This window comes from Rhizobium leguminosarum, from assembly GCF_001679785.1.
GTDB lineage: Bacteria > Pseudomonadota > Alphaproteobacteria > Rhizobiales > Rhizobiaceae > Rhizobium > Rhizobium leguminosarum_R.
This window is the reverse complement of sequence record NZ_CP016286.1, coordinates 3,386,593-3,402,798: the sequence shown is the minus strand read 5'-3', so window position 1 is coordinate 3,402,798 and position 16,206 is coordinate 3,386,593. Positions and strand designations below refer to the sequence as shown.

At 62.2% G+C, this 16,206-nt stretch carries 11 protein-coding genes; 4 read left to right on the top strand and 7 right to left on the bottom strand.

The annotated features are described in order from the left end of the window. Nucleotides 1-10 precede the first annotated feature (10 nt). From BA011_RS16745 to BA011_RS16730, 4 genes are read left to right on the top strand one after another with little or no spacing between them, the layout of a single operon-like run. Nucleotides 11-352 carry a sarcosine oxidase subunit delta gene (locus tag BA011_RS16745; protein ID WP_065281278.1) on the top strand — a complete coding sequence of 114 codons (342 nt, stop codon included), beginning with the start codon at nt 11-13 and terminating at the stop codon, nt 350-352. Beyond that, nucleotides 349-3,342: a sarcosine oxidase subunit alpha gene (locus BA011_RS16740; protein WP_065281277.1), complete on the top strand. Its 2,994-nt coding sequence runs from the start codon at nt 349-351 to the stop codon at nt 3,340-3,342. Before BA011_RS16745 ends, BA011_RS16740 begins: the two co-directional genes overlap by 4 nt. Further along, nucleotides 3,335-3,883: a sarcosine oxidase subunit gamma gene (locus tag BA011_RS16735; RefSeq protein ID WP_065281276.1), complete on the top strand. Its 549-nt coding sequence runs from the start codon at nt 3,335-3,337 to the stop codon at nt 3,881-3,883. Before BA011_RS16740 ends, BA011_RS16735 begins: the two co-directional genes overlap by 8 nt. Before the next feature lie 43 nt (nt 3,884-3,926). Then, nucleotides 3,927-4,325 (top strand): VOC family protein, encoded by a 399-nt coding sequence (locus tag BA011_RS16730; protein ID WP_017962114.1) that lies wholly within the window; start codon nt 3,927-3,929, stop codon nt 4,323-4,325. Nucleotides 4,326-4,340: 15 nt separating this feature from the next. Here the strand turns inward: BA011_RS16730 and BA011_RS16725 are convergent, their stop codons facing one another. The 7 genes from BA011_RS16725 to BA011_RS16695 all read right to left on the bottom strand — a co-directional run bounded on the left by BA011_RS16725 (nt 4,341) and on the right by BA011_RS16695 (nt 15,956). Further along, a complete protein-coding gene (locus BA011_RS16725; RefSeq protein ID WP_017962113.1) occupies nt 4,341-4,829 on the bottom strand; it encodes a MaoC family dehydratase in 489 nt (162 codons plus the stop codon). Nucleotides 4,830-4,919: 90 nt separating this feature from the next. Next, nucleotides 4,920-6,896 carry a glycogen debranching protein GlgX gene (glgX, locus tag BA011_RS16720; RefSeq protein ID WP_065281275.1) on the bottom strand — a complete coding sequence of 659 codons (1,977 nt, stop codon included), beginning with the start codon at nt 6,894-6,896 and terminating at the stop codon, nt 4,920-4,922. A gap of 12 nt (nt 6,897-6,908) precedes the next feature. Continuing rightward, a complete protein-coding gene (locus BA011_RS16715) occupies nt 6,909-8,540 on the bottom strand; it encodes an alpha-D-glucose phosphate-specific phosphoglucomutase (protein ID WP_065281274.1) in 1,632 nt (543 codons plus the stop codon). Between the two features lie 6 nt (nt 8,541-8,546). Beyond that, nucleotides 8,547-9,989, bottom strand: coding sequence for a glycogen synthase GlgA (gene glgA / locus BA011_RS16710; RefSeq protein ID WP_065281273.1), 1,443 nt, complete (start codon nt 9,987-9,989; stop codon nt 8,547-8,549). A gap of 3 nt (nt 9,990-9,992) precedes the next feature. Beyond that, on the bottom strand, nt 9,993-11,255 hold the full coding sequence (glgC, locus tag BA011_RS16705) for a glucose-1-phosphate adenylyltransferase (RefSeq protein ID WP_065281272.1): 1,263 nt from the start codon (nt 11,253-11,255) through the stop codon (nt 9,993-9,995). A gap of 19 nt (nt 11,256-11,274) precedes the next feature. After that, nucleotides 11,275-13,482, bottom strand: coding sequence for a 1,4-alpha-glucan branching protein GlgB (gene glgB / locus BA011_RS16700; RefSeq protein WP_065281271.1), 2,208 nt, complete (start codon nt 13,480-13,482; stop codon nt 11,275-11,277). Further along, nucleotides 13,479-15,956: a glycogen/starch/alpha-glucan phosphorylase gene (locus BA011_RS16695; RefSeq protein ID WP_065281270.1), complete on the bottom strand. Its 2,478-nt coding sequence runs from the start codon at nt 15,954-15,956 to the stop codon at nt 13,479-13,481. The genes glgB and BA011_RS16695 overlap by 4 nt, the downstream gene beginning before the upstream one ends. Nucleotides 15,957-16,206 lie beyond the last annotated feature (250 nt).

Below are 16,206 nucleotides of genomic sequence, written 5' to 3'. Positions count from 1 at the left end.
CGGGTAACACATGCTGCTGATCTATTGCCCCTACTGTCAGGAAGAGCGCTCCGAGCTCGAATTCCGTGGCGCGGGTGACGCGCATATCGCGCGGCCCGCCGACATCGCTTCGATTTCGGACGAGGAGTTCGAGTCCTATTTCTTTATCCGCGACAACCCAAAGGGGCTGATCTTCGAACGCTGGCGGCACATTCACGGCTGCGGGCGTTTCTTCAATGCGGCGCGCGATACGGTGACCGACAAGTTCATCGTGACCTACAAGGCGGGTGAGCCGAAGCCTGAGATCGGTGCGGCGGCCGCGCAGCATGGGCCCGTCGAGACATATGAAGCCGTGGAAGGAGAAGCGCAATGAGCGGCGTGAACCGGATCGCCGGCAAGGGGCGCCTGACACCGGCCAGGACCGCGCGCTTCAGCTTCGACGGCAAGAGCTATACGGCGCTCGAAGGTGATACCGTCGCCTCGGCGCTGATCGCCAACGGTGTGCATCTTCTGGGACGTTCGTTCAAATATCATCGGGCCCGCGGTATCCTGGCGGCAGGGGCCGAGGAGCCGAACGCGCTGATCGACGTTTCCCGCGATACGGCGCGCAAGCAGCCGAACGTGCGCGCCACCGTGCAGGAAGTGTTCGACGGCATGATCGTCAGCTCGCAGAACCGCTGGCCCTCGCTTGCCTTCGACGTTGGCGCGGTCAACAATCTGATGTCGCCGTTCTTCGCCGCCGGTTTCTACTACAAGACTTTCATGTGGCCGCGCGCCGCCTGGAAACACGTCTACGAACCGTTCATCCGTCGCGCCGCCGGCCTCGGCGTCGCCCCGACGGAGGAGGATCCGGACCACTATGCCAGCCGCTATGCGCATTGCGACGTGCTGGTGGTCGGCGCCGGCGTGGCCGGGCTTTCGGCGGCGCTGGCCGCGGCCGAGACCGGCGCGCGGGTGATCCTTTGCGACGAGCAGGCGGAAGCGGGCGGCGCATTGCGCTACGATGTCGGCGTCAGGATCGACGGCGAGGACGGCAATAGCTGGGCGCAGAAGACCGTGGCGCGGCTGAAGGCGATGGACAATGTCGAAGTGCTGGTCCGTACGACCGCCTTCGGCTACTACAACCACAATTTCGTCGGTCTTGCCGAGCGCGTCACCGATCATATCGCCAAGCCTTCCCGCGATCTGCCGCGCGAGCGGCTTTGGCAGGTCCGGGCGAAGCGCGTGATCCTCGCCACCGGGGCGATCGAGCGGCACATGGTATTTCCGAACAACGACCGGCCAGGCATCATGCTCGCCTCGGCGGGGCGGATGTATCTCAATCATTACGGCGTTGCGGTTGGCACCAAGGTCGGCATCTATACGGCGCATGATTCGGCCTATGAGGCGGCTTTCGATCTGAAACGATCCGGTGTTTCGATCGCCGCCATCGTCGATAGCAGGCAGGCGCCGGGAGCGGCAGTGCTGGCAGAGGCGCGTGCGCTCGGCATCGATGTTCTGGTCGGCCAGTCGGTCGTCAACACGTCTGGGAGGCTGCGCATCTCGTCGATGACGGTGGCGCGCAACGGCGGCGGTTCGCCGCGCAAGATCACAGTCGATGCGCTCTTGGTTTCGGCCGGCTGGACGCCGTCCGTCCATCTGTTCTCGCAGTCGCGCGGCAAAGTGGCCTTCGATGCAGAAAGCCAGCGTTTCCTGCCCGGCTCCTATGCGCAGGATTGCCTCTCGGTCGGCGCCTGCAACGGCACCGACGACCTGCAGCGGACGATCGAGGAATCGCTTGCCGCCGGCGAGCTGATGGCGCAGGCCACCGGCAGAAGCAGCGGCGAGAAGATCGCAATTTCAGCCGAGCAGGCCTATGACTGGACTGGCGGCATGATCGGTGCTGCCGAAGGCGCCGGGCCGAAGACCAATGCCAAGGCCTTCATCGATTTTCAGCATGACGTCTGCGCCAAGGATATCCGCCTCGCCGTGCGCGAGGGCATGCATTCGATCGAGCATATCAAGCGCTTCACGACCAACGGTATGGCCTCGGACCAAGGCAAGCTCTCCAACATGCATGGCCTGGCGATTGCCGCCGAAATGCTCGGCAAGGAAATCCCGCAGGTCGGGCTCACCACTTTCCGTGCGCCCTATACGCCGGTCACCTACGGTACGCTGGTCGGCCATTCGCGCGGAGAGCTGTTCGATCCGACACGCAAGACGCCGCTGCACGGCTGGGAGGAAGCTCATGGCGCGGTCTTCGAGGATGTCGGCAACTGGAAGCGCGCCTGGTTCTATCCGCAGGCCGGCGAGAGCATGCACCAGGCGGTGGCTCGCGAATGCCGGACGGCACGCGAGGCGGCCGGCATCTTCGACGCCTCGACGCTCGGCAAGATCGAGGTGGTGGGGCCGGATGCGGCGGAATTCCTCAACCTCATCTACACCAATGCCTGGGATACGCTGAAGCCCGGCAAGGCCCGCTACGGCATCATGACCCGCGAGGACGGCTTCGTTTATGACGACGGCGTTGTCGGACGCTTGGCGGACGACCGTTTCCATGTGACGACGACGACCGGCGGCGCGCCGCGCGTTCTCCACCATATGGAAGATTACCTGCAGACGGAATTCCCGCATCTGAAGGTTTGGCTGACCTCGGTAACCGAACAATGGGCTGTCATCGCCGTGCAGGGACCGAAGGCGCGCGAGATCGTCGCGCCGCTGGTCGAAGGCCTCGATCTTTCGAACGAAGCCTTCCCGCATATGAGCGTTGCCGAGTGCACGGTCTGCGGGGTGCCGGCGCGGCTCTTCCGCGTCTCCTTCACCGGCGAAACCGGCTTCGAAATCAATGTGCCGGCCGATTACGGCCAGTCGGTGCTCGAAGCGGTCTGGGCCAATGCCGAGCCGCTCGGCGCCTGCGTCTATGGAACGGAGACGATGCACGTTCTTCGCGCCGAGAAGGGTTACATCATCGTCGGGCAGGATACGGACGGGACGGTGACCCCCGATGACGCCGGGCTTTCCTGGGCGGTTTCGAAGAAAAAGACGGATTTCGTCGGCATTCGTGGATTGAAGCGGCCGGATCTCGTCAAGGACGGGCGCAAGCAGCTCGTTGGCCTCGTCACCAAGGACCCGAAGCTGGTGCTCGAGGAAGGCGCGCAGATCGTCGCGAGCCCGAACGAGCCGAAGCCGATGACCATGCTCGGCCATGTCACATCTGCCTATTGGTCGGAAAATTGCGGCAGGTCGATCGCCTTCGCGCTCGTCGCCGGCGGCCGAGCGCGGATGGGCGAGACGCTCTATGTGCCGATGCCGGATCGGACGATCGCCGTCGAAGTGACGGATCTGGTATTCTTTGACAAGGAAGGAGGCCGCATCCATGGCTAATGTTGCAATTCGCAAACCGGCGCTTGCCGGCCGTCTCGGCGACTCCGCAACAGTGCGGCTGACGACTGCACCCGCCGCCAGCCGTGTGGCGCTGCGCGCGCCGGGGGAATCGCTCGCAGCACTTTCTTCTGCTCTTGGCCTGTCTCTGCCGGATGCTCCGAAGACATCCGGCCGGCAAGGCGCCCGATCGGCGCTCTGGATCGGGCCGGACGAGTGGCTGGTGATCGACGAGGCCGGCGCCGATCTGATGGCTGCACTTTCCGGCGCCGGCACGCTACATTCGGCGACCGACGTTTCGCATCGCAATGTCGCGATCATCGTCTCGGGACCGGGTGCGGAGGCGACGCTTTCGGCCGGTTGCCCGCAGGATCTGTCACTGTCTTCCTTTCCGATCGGCGCCGCATCGCGCACGGTTTTCGGCAAAGCCGAAATCGTGCTTTTCCGTACGGAAGAAGACGCGTTCCGAGTGGAGTGCTGGCGGTCGTTTTCGGATTATGTCTTCGGGCTGCTGAACGAGGCGGCTGAAGACGCGGGGCACTGAGTCTCAGCCATCGCGGGCGTGCGCTCATTCAAGGACTAAGCAAATGCTGCACCATGCCTCCCTCGGCGTTTCCGACATCGAGCGGTCTGCGGCATTTTACGATGCCGCCCTTGCCGCGCTCGGTTATGTCAGGGTCTGGGACGATATCAGACCGGGACAAACGGGGCAGGCCGTCGGCTACGGCCTTCCCGGCGGCGGAGATAAACTGGCGATCAAGCATCGCCCGGACGGCCAGCGTGCGCCCGGTCCCGGCTTTCATCTCGCATTTGCTGCTCCGAATCGGCAGGCGGTCGATCGGTTTCATGCGGCGGCAATCGCGCATGGCGGCAGTGACAATGGCCGCCCCGGCCTGCGGCCCCATTACGGTGAGCACTATTATGCGGCGTTCGTCATGGATCTCGACGGACACGCTCTCGAAGCCGTGTTCAATTCAGCCGAGTAACAAACGCAGTCTTGTTCAGACGTCCTCGGGACGGTCCTTCGGGTCGAATTGGATGATGGTGATCCATTTGGCCGTCAGCGCCGGCTTCTTCTCGTTTTCGATCTCGATCGTGACGTCATAGGTGGTCATTAGCATGCCGGCGCCGCGGAAGCGGGCTTCGGAAAGCAGGAAGCGGCCGCGGACACGGGAGCCGCTTTTCACCGGCGTCATGAAGCGGACGCGATCGAAGCCGTAATTGATGCCGAGGGTCTGTTCGCGCACTTTCGGCAGGCAGTTGTAGTTCATCGTCGACAGCAGAGACAGGGTCAGGAAGCCGTGGGCGATGGTGCCGCCGAAGGGGCTCTCGGCCGCCGCGCGCTCAGGGTCTGTATGAATGAACTGATGGTCGTCGGTCGCCGACGCGAAAGCGTCGATCATTGTCTGGTCGACAGTGACCCAATCCGAAAGGCCCGTTTCCATGCCGATCAATCCCCGCACGTCGGAGAGTGAAATTTCCGTGACCATGAATTCCTCGTGAAATAAGCCGCCGCGGCAAAGCCTTATCGTGCATTTGTGACGATTGCGACAAGGATTTGCGCAAGCGAGGGGCGGCGGTCAATTTTCTACGAAAAAGGCAATTGAGCGCGGCTCGACGATTGCGCGGCCAACGGTTTTCTTCACTCCATCCGGGGTCAACTGGCGCCAGTCCGGTTCGCCCTCAGAAGGCAGCGTGAAAAATTGGCGGCTCCCCGAGCGATTGAAAAGCACACCGAGCCGGGTCTGCCTGCCGCGAGAGGAGCGGTCACCGGTCGATAACAGCATGCCGAGGGTGGAGAGCGACGGCGTCTCCCATTCGGCAACGGTCATCGGCTCGCCGGAGAGCGAAATCCATTCGACATCGCCGTTTCCTGACAGGAAGCCCGGCTCGCAGAAGACGGTGAAGCGGCGGCGCAGCCCGGCAACGAAGGCGGTGTGGGCAATGAGATCCTCGTCCAACGCCTTCCAGTCCAGCCAGGTGATCTCGTTGTCTTGGCAATAGGCGTTGTTGTTGCCGTGCTGGCTGCGGCCGCCCTCGTCGCCCGCCGTCAGCATGATGCTGCCGCGGGTGGCAAAGAGCGTTGAGATCAGCGCCATCACATCGTCCCGGCGCCGCTTGCGGATCGTCGGATAGACGGTTTCGCCTTCGACACCATTGTTCCAGGAATGGTTCTCGTTATGGCCGTCGCGATTGTGTTCGCCGTTGGCGTCGTTGTGCTTTCCTTCGTAGGAGACGAGATCGATCAGCGTGAAGCCGTCATGGGCGGCGAGGAAATTGACGCTGCGCGTTTTCATGCCGTCGTTGCGCGAGAAGATGTCGGAGGAGCCGGCGAGTGCGGTTGCCAGCGCGCCGGTCTTCCAATCGTCGCCGCGCCAGTAGCAGCGCAGGTCGTCGCGAACCCGGTCGTTCCATTCAAGAAAGGGCGGCGGGAAATTGCCGAGCTGGTAACCGCCGGGACCGATATCCCAGGGTTCGGCGATCATGATCCGGTCGGCAAGCACATCGTCGGAGAGGATCGCGGCCAGTGTTCCGTCGCGTTCAAAACCCGTCGCGGTGCGGCCAAGCACGGGGGCGAGATCGAAGCGAAAACCGTCGACGCCGGCGTTAAGCACGAAATGGCGCAGGCTGTCGATCACGAGGCGGCGAACTTCGGGATGATCGCAGGCGAGCGTGTTGCCGGTGCCTGTGTCGTTGACGAGTTCGCCCGGGCAATTCTGGGCGTGGCGATAATAATGCAGGTTGTCGAGGCCGCGCAGCGACAGCGTCGCGCCATAACGGTCGCTCTCGCCGGTATGGTTGAAGACGAGGTCGAGGATGACGGCGATGCCTTCGGCATGGAGGGCCGCGATCGTCTCGCGCAGCTCCGTCATGCCGCCGGGGACGAGCCGCGGATCGAGCGCCATGAAGGCGACGGGATTGTAGCCCCAGCCGTTGGTGAGGCCGAGCGGCGGCAGATGGCGTTCGTCGATCCAGGCGGTGATCGGCATCAGTTCGACAGCGTCGACACCGATCCGCTTCAGATGCGCGACGACGGAGGGATGGGCAAGCGCTGCGACCGTGCCGCGTTGAGCCTCCGGCACGTCGGGATGAAGAATGGTGAAGGGCCGCACCGCCACCTCATAGATAAAGCCGCCCGGCTTGAACAGCGGCTTGCCGATCGCGGCTCGGGTATCCGTGGTGACAATCGCCTTCGGCATCAGATCCTGGCTGTCCTCGCCATAGATGCCGAGGCGGGGATCGTAGCGGAACGGCCTGTCGATCTCCTTGGCGTAGGGATCGATCAGCAGTTTGGAAGGATCGTACCAGAGGCCGTTATCGGGCGCATAGATACCGTCGGCGCGATAGCCGTAACGCGCGCCCTCCTTCAGTCCGTCGACAAAGAGACGATGGAAATAGTTGCTGTCGCGCGCCATCGGCAGGCGCGCGAATTCCCTGTTGCCGTCATCCTCGAAGAGGCAGAGTTCGATCTGTGCGGCATGATGCGACCATACGGCAAATTCGACGCCGGTCTCGAAGACGATCGCGCCGGCTTGCGCCGAACTGCTTCCCCGCATGTTTCCCCCGGATCAGGTGATCACGGTTGGCGCATCGCGTCCCGTGCGTTCACGAATGCTGGCTATGCTTTCGGCGGCGGCGATCAGATCGGCGAGCGCTTCCTGCGTTTCGATGTTGTGGCGAGTCGAATCCGGCTCGTAGCGCTCGATATAGACACGCAAGGTTGCGCCAGACGTGCCGGTGCCAGACAGGCGAAAGACGACGCGCGAGCCGCCCTCGAAGAGCACACGGACACCTTGATGCTCGCTCACCGATTTGTCGATCGGATCGTGATAGGCGAAGTCGTCGGCCTTCTCGACCTTCAGGCTGCCGAAGTTCTTGCCGGGCAGAGTGGGAAGCTGGTTGCGGAGATTGTCCACCAGGCCGTTCGCCGCATCGGTGTCGAGGCCTTCGTAATCATGGCGCGAATAATAGTTGCGGCCGTAGGTCTGCCAGTGCTGGGTGACGATGTCGGCGACGCTCTCGCCGCGCACGGCAAGAATGTTCAGCCATAGCAGCACGGCCCAGAGACCATCCTTTTCGCGGACGTGACTGGAGCCCGTGCCGGAGCTTTCCTCACCGCAGATCGTCGCCATGCCGGCGTCGAGCAGGTTGCCGAAGAATTTCCAGCCGGTCGGCGTCTCGTACATGCCGATGCCGCGCTTTTCGGCGACGCGGTCGGCAGCACCCGATGTCGGCATCGAACGGGCGATGCCGGCAAGGCCGCCGGAATAGCCCGGAGCGAGATTGGCGTTGGCGGCAAGAATCGCCAGGCTGTCGGAAGGCGTGACGAAGATGCCGCGGCCGATAATGAGATTGCGGTCGCCGTCGCCGTCGGAAGCGGCGCCGAAATCGGGCGCGTCATCGCCCATCATCTCATCGAAGAGTTCCTTGCAGTGCACCGGGTTCGGGTCCGGATGATGGCCGCCGAAATCCGGCAGCGGCATGAAATTGCGCACCGAACCCGAGGGAGCGCCGAGCCGATTTTCGAAGATTTCCTTGGCATAGGGACCGGTGACGGCGCTCATCCCATCGAAGGCAATGCGGAAGCCGAGGCTGATCAGATTGCGGATGGCGCCGAAATCGAACAGCTCTTCCATCAGCGCGGCATAGTCCTCGACCGGGTCGATGACCGAGAGGATCGTGCCGCCGGGAAGCTCGTCCTTGCCGATGCGGTCGAGATTGACGTCGGCGAAATCGGCGATCTTGTAGCTGTCGATCGTCTTGGAGCGCGCATAGATCGCGTCGGTGATCTTTTCCGGCGCCGGGCCGCCATTGTTGATGTTGTATTTGATGCCGAAGTCTTCGGTCGGGCCGCCGGGATTGTGGCTGGCGGAGAGGATGATGCCGCCGAAAGCCTTGTACTTGCGGATGATGTGGGAAGCGGCCGGCGTCGACAGGATACCGCCCTTGCCGACCATGACCTTGCCGAAGCCATTGGCCGCGGCCATCTTGACCGCCTTCTGAATGACCTCGCGATTGTAGTAGCGTCCGTCGCCGCCGATGACGAGGCACTTGCCCTGGTAGCCTTCCAGCGAATCGAAGATCGACTGGATGAAGTTCTCCGCATAGTTCGGCTGCTGGAAGACCGGAACCTTCTTGCGCAGGCCCGACGTGCCGGGTTTCTGGTCCAGATAGGGCGTGGTGGAGACGGACTTGATCATTTTAGGTCACATGCCTTTCGAGACGAGGCTTGAATAGAGGGCAGCGTAGCGTTCGGCGCTCTTCTCCCAGGAGACATCCGATTTCATGCCCTGCTTTTGCAATTGGGTCCAGAGTTTTCGGTCCTGATAAAAATGCATCGCACGGCGGATTGCCTGTAGCATGCCTGTTTCGGTCACGGGGGCAAATTGTATGCCGGTTGCGACTTTCGCTGCAAGTGCGGCGTGATTGGCGTCGATCACGGTGTCGTTCAAACCGCCGGTGCGGGCGACGATCGGCACGCAGCCGTAACGCAGGCCGTAAAGCTGGGTCAGGCCGCAGGGCTCAAAACGCGAGGGGATGATGATCGCATCGCAACCGGCTTGCATCAGGTGCGACATCGGCTCGTTATAGCCGATCGAGACGCCGACGCGGCCGGGATGGCGGCTGGCGGAGGCGAGCAGCGCGCCTTCAAGCGCGGCATCGCCGGAGCCGAGCACGACGAGCTTGCCGCCCATGGCGACGATCTCGTCGGCGACGTTGGCGACGATATCCATGCCCTTCTGCCAGGTGAGACGGCTGATGACGCAGAATATCGGGGCGTCGTCATTGTCGAGATGGAAGAATTCGGCGATCGAGCGACGGTTCTCCTCGCGGTTCTTCAGCGTCGTCGGGCCGTAATGGGTGTGGACGACAGGATCGGTCGCCGGGTTCCAGATATCGGTGTCGATGCCGTTGACGATGCCGTGCAGATCGTCGATGCGGCTGGCGATGACGCCCTCGAGCCCCATGCCGAATTCCGACGTCAGGATCTCATCGGCATAGGTCGGGCTGACCGTGGTGATCGCATGGGCGGTCTTCAGGCCGCCCTTGAGGAAGCCGACAGTGCCGTAATATTCGATGCTTTCGGTGGCGAAGGCATGGGCAGGCAGGCGTAGGCCGGGAAAGATCTCGGAACCGAACTGGCCCTGGAAGGCGATGTTGTGGATGGTCAGCACGCTCGGCAGTTCCGGCGTCGGGTAATAACGCATATAGACCGACGTCAGCGCCGCCTGCCAGTCGTGGGTGTGGACGAGATCCGGCCGCCAACCGGGCAGCAGGCCGGCGGCGATCTCGGAGGCGGCGAGCGACAGGGCGGCGAAACGGCGCCAGTTGTCCGGATAGTCCTTGCCGAGTGGATCGAGATAGGGTCCGCCCGGCCTGTCGTAATAGGCCGGCGCATCGAGGATGAGCAGATCGAGGCCCTCGTGCTCAACCTCGAGCACGGTCGCCCGCTCACCGAGCAGGTCGGGGAATTCGAGCCTGGCGACAGGGTCGCGAATGACCTTCATGACGGCGGGATAGCCGGGTAAGAGGGTCTTGGTCTCGACCCCGAAGGCTTTCAGTGTAATCGGCAGGGCGCCGGACACATCGGCCAGACCCCCTGTCTTGATCAAAGGGAAGACTTCGGACGAAACCGAAAGAACTTTCATACGTCAGATATCCAGCTTGTCGATCATCGGTTGGGTGATCAGGCAGATGCCGCTTTCCGTCCGCCGGAAGCGCTTGGCATCGAGCTCGGCATCCTCACCGACGACCAGGCCTTCCGGAATGACGACACCATGGTCGATCACCACATTCTTGAGCTGCGCGCGCCGCCCGATTTTCACGTTCGGCAGAATGACCGCACCTTCCATCTTGGAGAAGGAATTGGCCCTGACACCGGTGAAGAGCAGGCTGTTGTTGAGCATGGCGCCCGAGATGATGCAGTCGCCTGACACAACGGAGGAGGTCGCCGAGCCGCGGCGATCCTCGTCGTCATGGACGAATTTCGCAGGCGGGGTGATCTCTGCATAGGTCCAGATCGGCCAGGACTTGTCGTAGATGTCGAGTTCGGGAACGATCGCCGTCAGGTCGATATTGGCCTGCCAATAGGCGTCGATCGTGCCGACGTCGCGCCAGTAGGGCTCGTGCTCGAAATCGGAACGGACGCAGGACTTGGCGAAGCGGTGGGCAACAGCCTTACCGTTCTTGACGATATAGGGGATGATATCCTTGCCGAAGTCGCGGCTCGAGGTCGGATCGGCGGCGTCGCGGCGCAGTGCATCGAGCAGGAACTTGGTGTGGAAGACGTAGATGCCCATTGAGGCGAGGGCGAAATCCGGCTTGTCGGGAATGGGCGGCGGATCGGCCGGTTTCTCGACGAAGGCGATGATCTCGTCCTTCTCGTTGACATGCATGACGCCGAAGCCGACCGCTTCCATGCGCGGCACTTCCAGGCAGCCGATGGTGACGTCAGCACCGGAATCGACGTGCTGCTGCAGCATCCATTCATAGTCCATCTTATAGACGTGGTCGCCCGCAAGTATGACCATGTATTCGACGCCGTAATCCTGGATGATGTCGATGTTCTGATAGACGGCGTCGGCCGTACCTTCATACCATTGCGTCTCGGAGACGCGCTGGCTGGCCGGCAGAATATCGAAGCTCTCGTTGCGCTCGGGGCGGAAGAAGTTCCAGCCGCGCTGCATGTGGCGGATCAGCGAATGCGCCTTGTATTGCGTGGCGACGCCAATGCGGCGGATGCCGGAATTCAGGGCGTTCGACAGGGCGAAATCGATGATGCGGGCCTTGCCGCCGAAATAGACGGCCGGCTTGGCACGCCGGTCGGTGAGTTCTTTGAGACGGCTCCCCCTACCGCCCGCCAGAACATAAGCCATTGCATCGCGGGCAAGTGGCTGAACGCGCTTTTCTACCATTTTCTCCTCCCACCAGTCACTAATTTTCAGGTTCAAGCATGATTGTCGCCAAGGGCGGCAAGGTGATCGAGCAGGTAATGTTGCCGCCGGCATCGACGGCCTGCACGCGCCCGCCATTGCCCTTGCCGCTGCCGCCGTAGATGTCGGCATCGGTGTTCAGGATTTCCCGCCAGCGGCCTGCGGACGGCAGGCGGATCGAGTAATTCTCGCGATAGACAGGGGTGAAATTGGTGATGACGGCGACCGGCTTCTGGCCCGGCGCCTTGCGCAGCCAGGCAAAGACGGAATTCTGGTGGTCGTCGGCGACCAGCCATTCGAAACCTTCGCCCTCGCAGTCACGCTCATGCAGCGCCGGCTTGCTGCGATAGGTGAAATTGAGGTCGCGCACCAGGCGCCGCATGCCCTCGTGCATACGATATTGAAGCAGGTTCCAGTCGAGTGCCTTCTCTTCGCTCCACTCGCTCCACTGGGCGAATTCCTGGCCCATGAACAGCAGCTTCTTGCCGGGATAGCCCCACATATAGGCGTAGTAGGCGCGCAGATTGGCGAATTTCTGCCAGTCGTCGCCCGGCATCTTGGCGATCAGCGAGCCTTTTCCGTGCACAACCTCGTCATGCGAGAGCGGCAGGACGAAATTTTCCGAATAGGCGTAGAGCAGGCCGAAGGTGAGCTCGTTGTGATGGTGCCCGCGATAGATGGGGTCGCGGCTCATGTAGCTCAGCGTGTCGTGCATGAAGCCCATGTTCCACTTGAAGCCGAAGCCGAGGCCGCCTTCATGAACGGGCTGCGAGACCTTCGGCCAGGAGGTCGATTCCTCGGCGATGGTCATGACGTTGGAATTTTTGCCGTAGATGCGGATGTTGAGATCCTGCAGAAAACGGACCGCTTCGAGGTTCTCGTTGCCGCCATATTCGTTCGGGATCCATTCGCCGTGCTTGCGCGAATAATCGAGGTAGAGCATCGAGGCGACGGCATCGACACGCAGGCCGTCGAGGTGGAATTTTTCGGCCCAGTAGAGCGCGTTGTTGACAAGATAGGAAACGACCTCCGTGCGGCCGAAATTGTAGATCGCCGTGCTCCAGTCCGGGTGGAAGCCTTTGCGCGGGTCTTCGTGCTCGTAGAGTGCCGTGCCGTCGAACCAGCCGAGGCCGTGTTCGTCGGTTGGGAAATGCGCCGGCACCCAGTCGAGGATGACGCCGATGCCGACCTTGTGGCAGCCGTTGACGAAACGGGCAAAACCCTCCGGCTCGCCGAAACGGGCGGTCGGCGCGTAGAGGCCGGTCGTCTGGTAACCCCAGGAGGGATCGTAGGGGTACTCGGTAATCGGCAGGAATTCGATATGGGTGAAGCCCATGTCGGCGCAATAGGGGATAAGGCTGGAGGCGAGCTCGTCCCAGGACAGCATCGTGCCGTCCTGCCGGCGCTGCCAGGAGGCGGCATGCACCTCGTAGATCGAGATCGGCTGGCGGCGCTTGTCGGTCTCGCGCCAGTGCTTCAGATGGGCCTCGTCTTCCCACTCCTGCTCCAGCTCGGCGGCGGTGATCGAGGCGGTCTTCGGTCGCAGCTCACTGCGGCGTGCAAAGGGATCGGCCTTCAGCGGCAGCAATACGCCGTCCTGGCCGCGGATCTCGAACTTGTAGGCAACGCCGATCGGTACATCAGGGGCAAAGATTTCCCAGATGCCGCTGTCGGCACGGAAGCGCATCACGTGGCGGCGGCCGTCCCAATTGTTGAAATCACCGACGACCGAGACGCGCTGCGCGTTCGGCGCCCAGACGGCAAAATGGATGCCCTGGGCGCCGTCATGCTTGATGAGGTGGGCGCCCATCTTGTCGAACAGTCGCAGGTGCGAGCCCTCTCGGGCGAAATAATCGTCCATCGGTCCGAGCACCGGACCGAAGCTGTAGGGATCGGTAACAGCCCATTCGGCATCGCCGCGCCGGGCGCGGTAACGCACCGGCTGGACCTTTGTGAGGGAAACCGGACCGGCGAAGACGCCGTCGGCATGGAGCTGCTTCAGTTCGCCGATGACGCCGCCGTCGAGCGTCATGGCGGTCACCTCCTCCGCGCCCGGGATGAAGCACCGGGCGACGAAGGCGTCGCCGGCTTGGTGCACACCTAGGACGGCAAAGGGATTGGAATGCGAGCCGGCAAGGATTGCCGTGATTTCATCTGCCGAAATTTCCCAGGAAAGCTTTACTTCAGGGACGGTTTTCGGCGTTTTCATCCGGCTCTCCAGATTTCGTCTGCATATTGCCTGATCGTACGGTCGGAAGAAAACCAGCCCATCCGCGCCGTATTGTTGATCGTCTTGGTGTACCAGGCGGACTGGTTGGTCCAGATCTCGTCGACCTCGCGCTGGGCCTGAGCGTAGGCGTCGAAATCGGCCGCCACCATGAACCAGTCGTGCGAATAGATGCCGTCGATCAGCGACGTATAGCGGTTGCGGTCATCGGGCGAGAAGACGCCGGAGCCGATGGCGGCAAGCGCCTGGGCGAGTTCGCGCGATCCCTCGATGATGGCGCGCGGATTGTGGCCATCGCTGCGGACCTTCGAGACTTCGTCGGCCTTGAGGCCGAAGATGACGATGTTGTCCTCGCCGACATTGTCGCGCATCTCGACATTGGCGCCATCGAGCGTGCCGATCGTCAGCGCGCCATTGAGGCCGAACTTCATGTTGCCGGTGCCGGATGCTTCCATGCCGGCGGTCGATATCTGCTCCGAGAGGTCGGCGGCCGGAACCATGACTTCGGCGAGCGAGACATTGTAGTTCGGGACGAAGACGATCTTCAGCAGGCCGCGGACCGACGGATCGTTGTTGATCGTGCGGGAGACGTCGTTGATCAGCTTGATGATGAGCTTGGCATTGTAGTAACTGGGCGCCGCCTTGCCGGCGAAGACTTTCACGCGTGGCACCCAGTCGAGCTCGGGATGCGAGCGGATCTGGTCGTAGAGCGCGACGGCTTCGATGATGTTCAGCAGCTGGCGCTTGTATTCGTGGATGCGCTTGATCTGGATGTCGAACATCGCCGACGGATCGAGCTTCACGCCCATGCGGCTGGCGACGAGGTTGGAGAGTGCCACCTTGTTGGCGCGCTTTACCGCTGCGAACTTCTGCTGGAAAGCCGGATCGGAAGAATGCACGTCAAGCGCACGCAGCTTTTCGGCATCATCGAGGAATTCGTCGCCGATCGCCTCGCGGATCAGGCCGGTGAGGCCGGGATTACACTGCTGCAGCCAGCGGCGCGGCGTGATGCCGTTGGTCTTGTTGTTGATGCGGTCGGGATAGAGCTTGTGCAGATCGGCGAAGACCGTGACCTTCATCAGGTCGGTGTGCAGGGCCGAGACGCCGTTGATCGAATGCGAACCGACGAAAGCGAGGTTGCCCATGCGCACGCGGCGGTCGCCGCTTTCATCGATCAGCGAGATCGAGCGGATTTCCGCATCGGAGAAATTCTTGCCCTTGCGGGCGTCGATCAGGATCTTGGCATTGATCGCATAGATGATCTGCATGTGGCGCGGCAGCAGGCGCTCGAACAGCGGCACCGCCCAGCTTTCCAGCGCTTCGGGCAGAAGCGTGTGGTTGGTGTAGGAGAAGGTCCGGCGGGTGATGTCCCAGGCTTGGTCGAAATCCATCCCGTGTACGTCACAGAGCAGACGCACGAGTTCGGCGACCGAGACGGCGGGGTGAGTGTCGTTCAGCTGGATCGCCACCTTGTCCGGCAGCGAAGTGAAATCGTCATATTGCTGCAGATGGCGGCGCAGGATGTCCTGCAGCGAGGCCGACGAGAAGAAGAATTCCTGGCGCAGGCGCAGCTCCTGACCGGCCGGGGTGGCGTCGGCAGGATAGAGAACCCGGGTCAGGCTTTCAGCCTTGTTGCTTTCGCGCAGCGCCCCGATGTGGTCGCCGGCGTTGAAGGCATCGAGCAGGATCGGATCGATCGGCTGCGCCGACCAGAGGCGCAGCGTGTTGACGCGCTTGCCGCGCCAGCCGACGGCCGGCGTGTCGAAGGCTGCGGCGATGACGCGCTCGGCCGGTTTCCAGACGTAGCGCGGCTGGTCGTCATGGGTGGTAATGAATTCGACGGCGCCGCCGAAGCCGATTTCATAGGAGCTTTCGCGGCGCTCGAATTCCCAGGGATTGCCGTGGGCGAGCCAGTTTTCCGGCAGTTCCACCTGCCAGCCGTCGGCGAGTTGCTGGCGGAAGAGGCCGTGGACATAGCGGATACCGTAACCGTAGGCCGGAACCTCGACCGTCGCCATGCTCTCCATGAAACAGGCAGCCAAACGGCCGAGGCCGCCGTTGCCGAGTGCGGCGTCCGGCTCCAGGCCGGCAATGACGTTGACGTCGACGCCGAGCGAGGCGAGCGCATCGCGCACCTCCTCCATCAGGCCGAGGTTCGAGATGGCGTCGCGCATCAGGCGGCCGATCAGGAATTCGAGAGAAAGATAATAGACGCGCTTGGCGCCGGTCGCATAAACCTCGCGGGTGGAAGCCATCCACTTGTCGATGATGCGGTCGCGCACCACCAGGATGGTCGCGGTCAGCCAGTCATGCGGCTTTGCCACCTTGGCATCCTTGCCGATGCGGTAGGTCAGACGTTCGATAATTTCTTCAGCGAGAATTTCAGGCCTTGAACTGCGAGGGGCGGGGAGGGGATGATCGGCTTGGAAACAGTGTTCATCGTCAGGTCTCGCCAATTTTAATTTGGTTTCAGGATGTTATGCCTGATTTCAATCGATTTGTCGTTTGCGCCGGCGACAGTTTATGCATCGTTACTAAGCACTTGCAACAAAGGATTTGGACAAACCAAAAATTTGCGAAACCTTCATATTCACGCGGGTCGAGAGGGTTGATTTCAATCGTTTTTCCCGATCTGATGCGCCGAACGAGCACAACGAAAAGCCGCTCCGGTTTGTTCCGGTGCGGCTTTTTCGTTAGGCTTTTGCC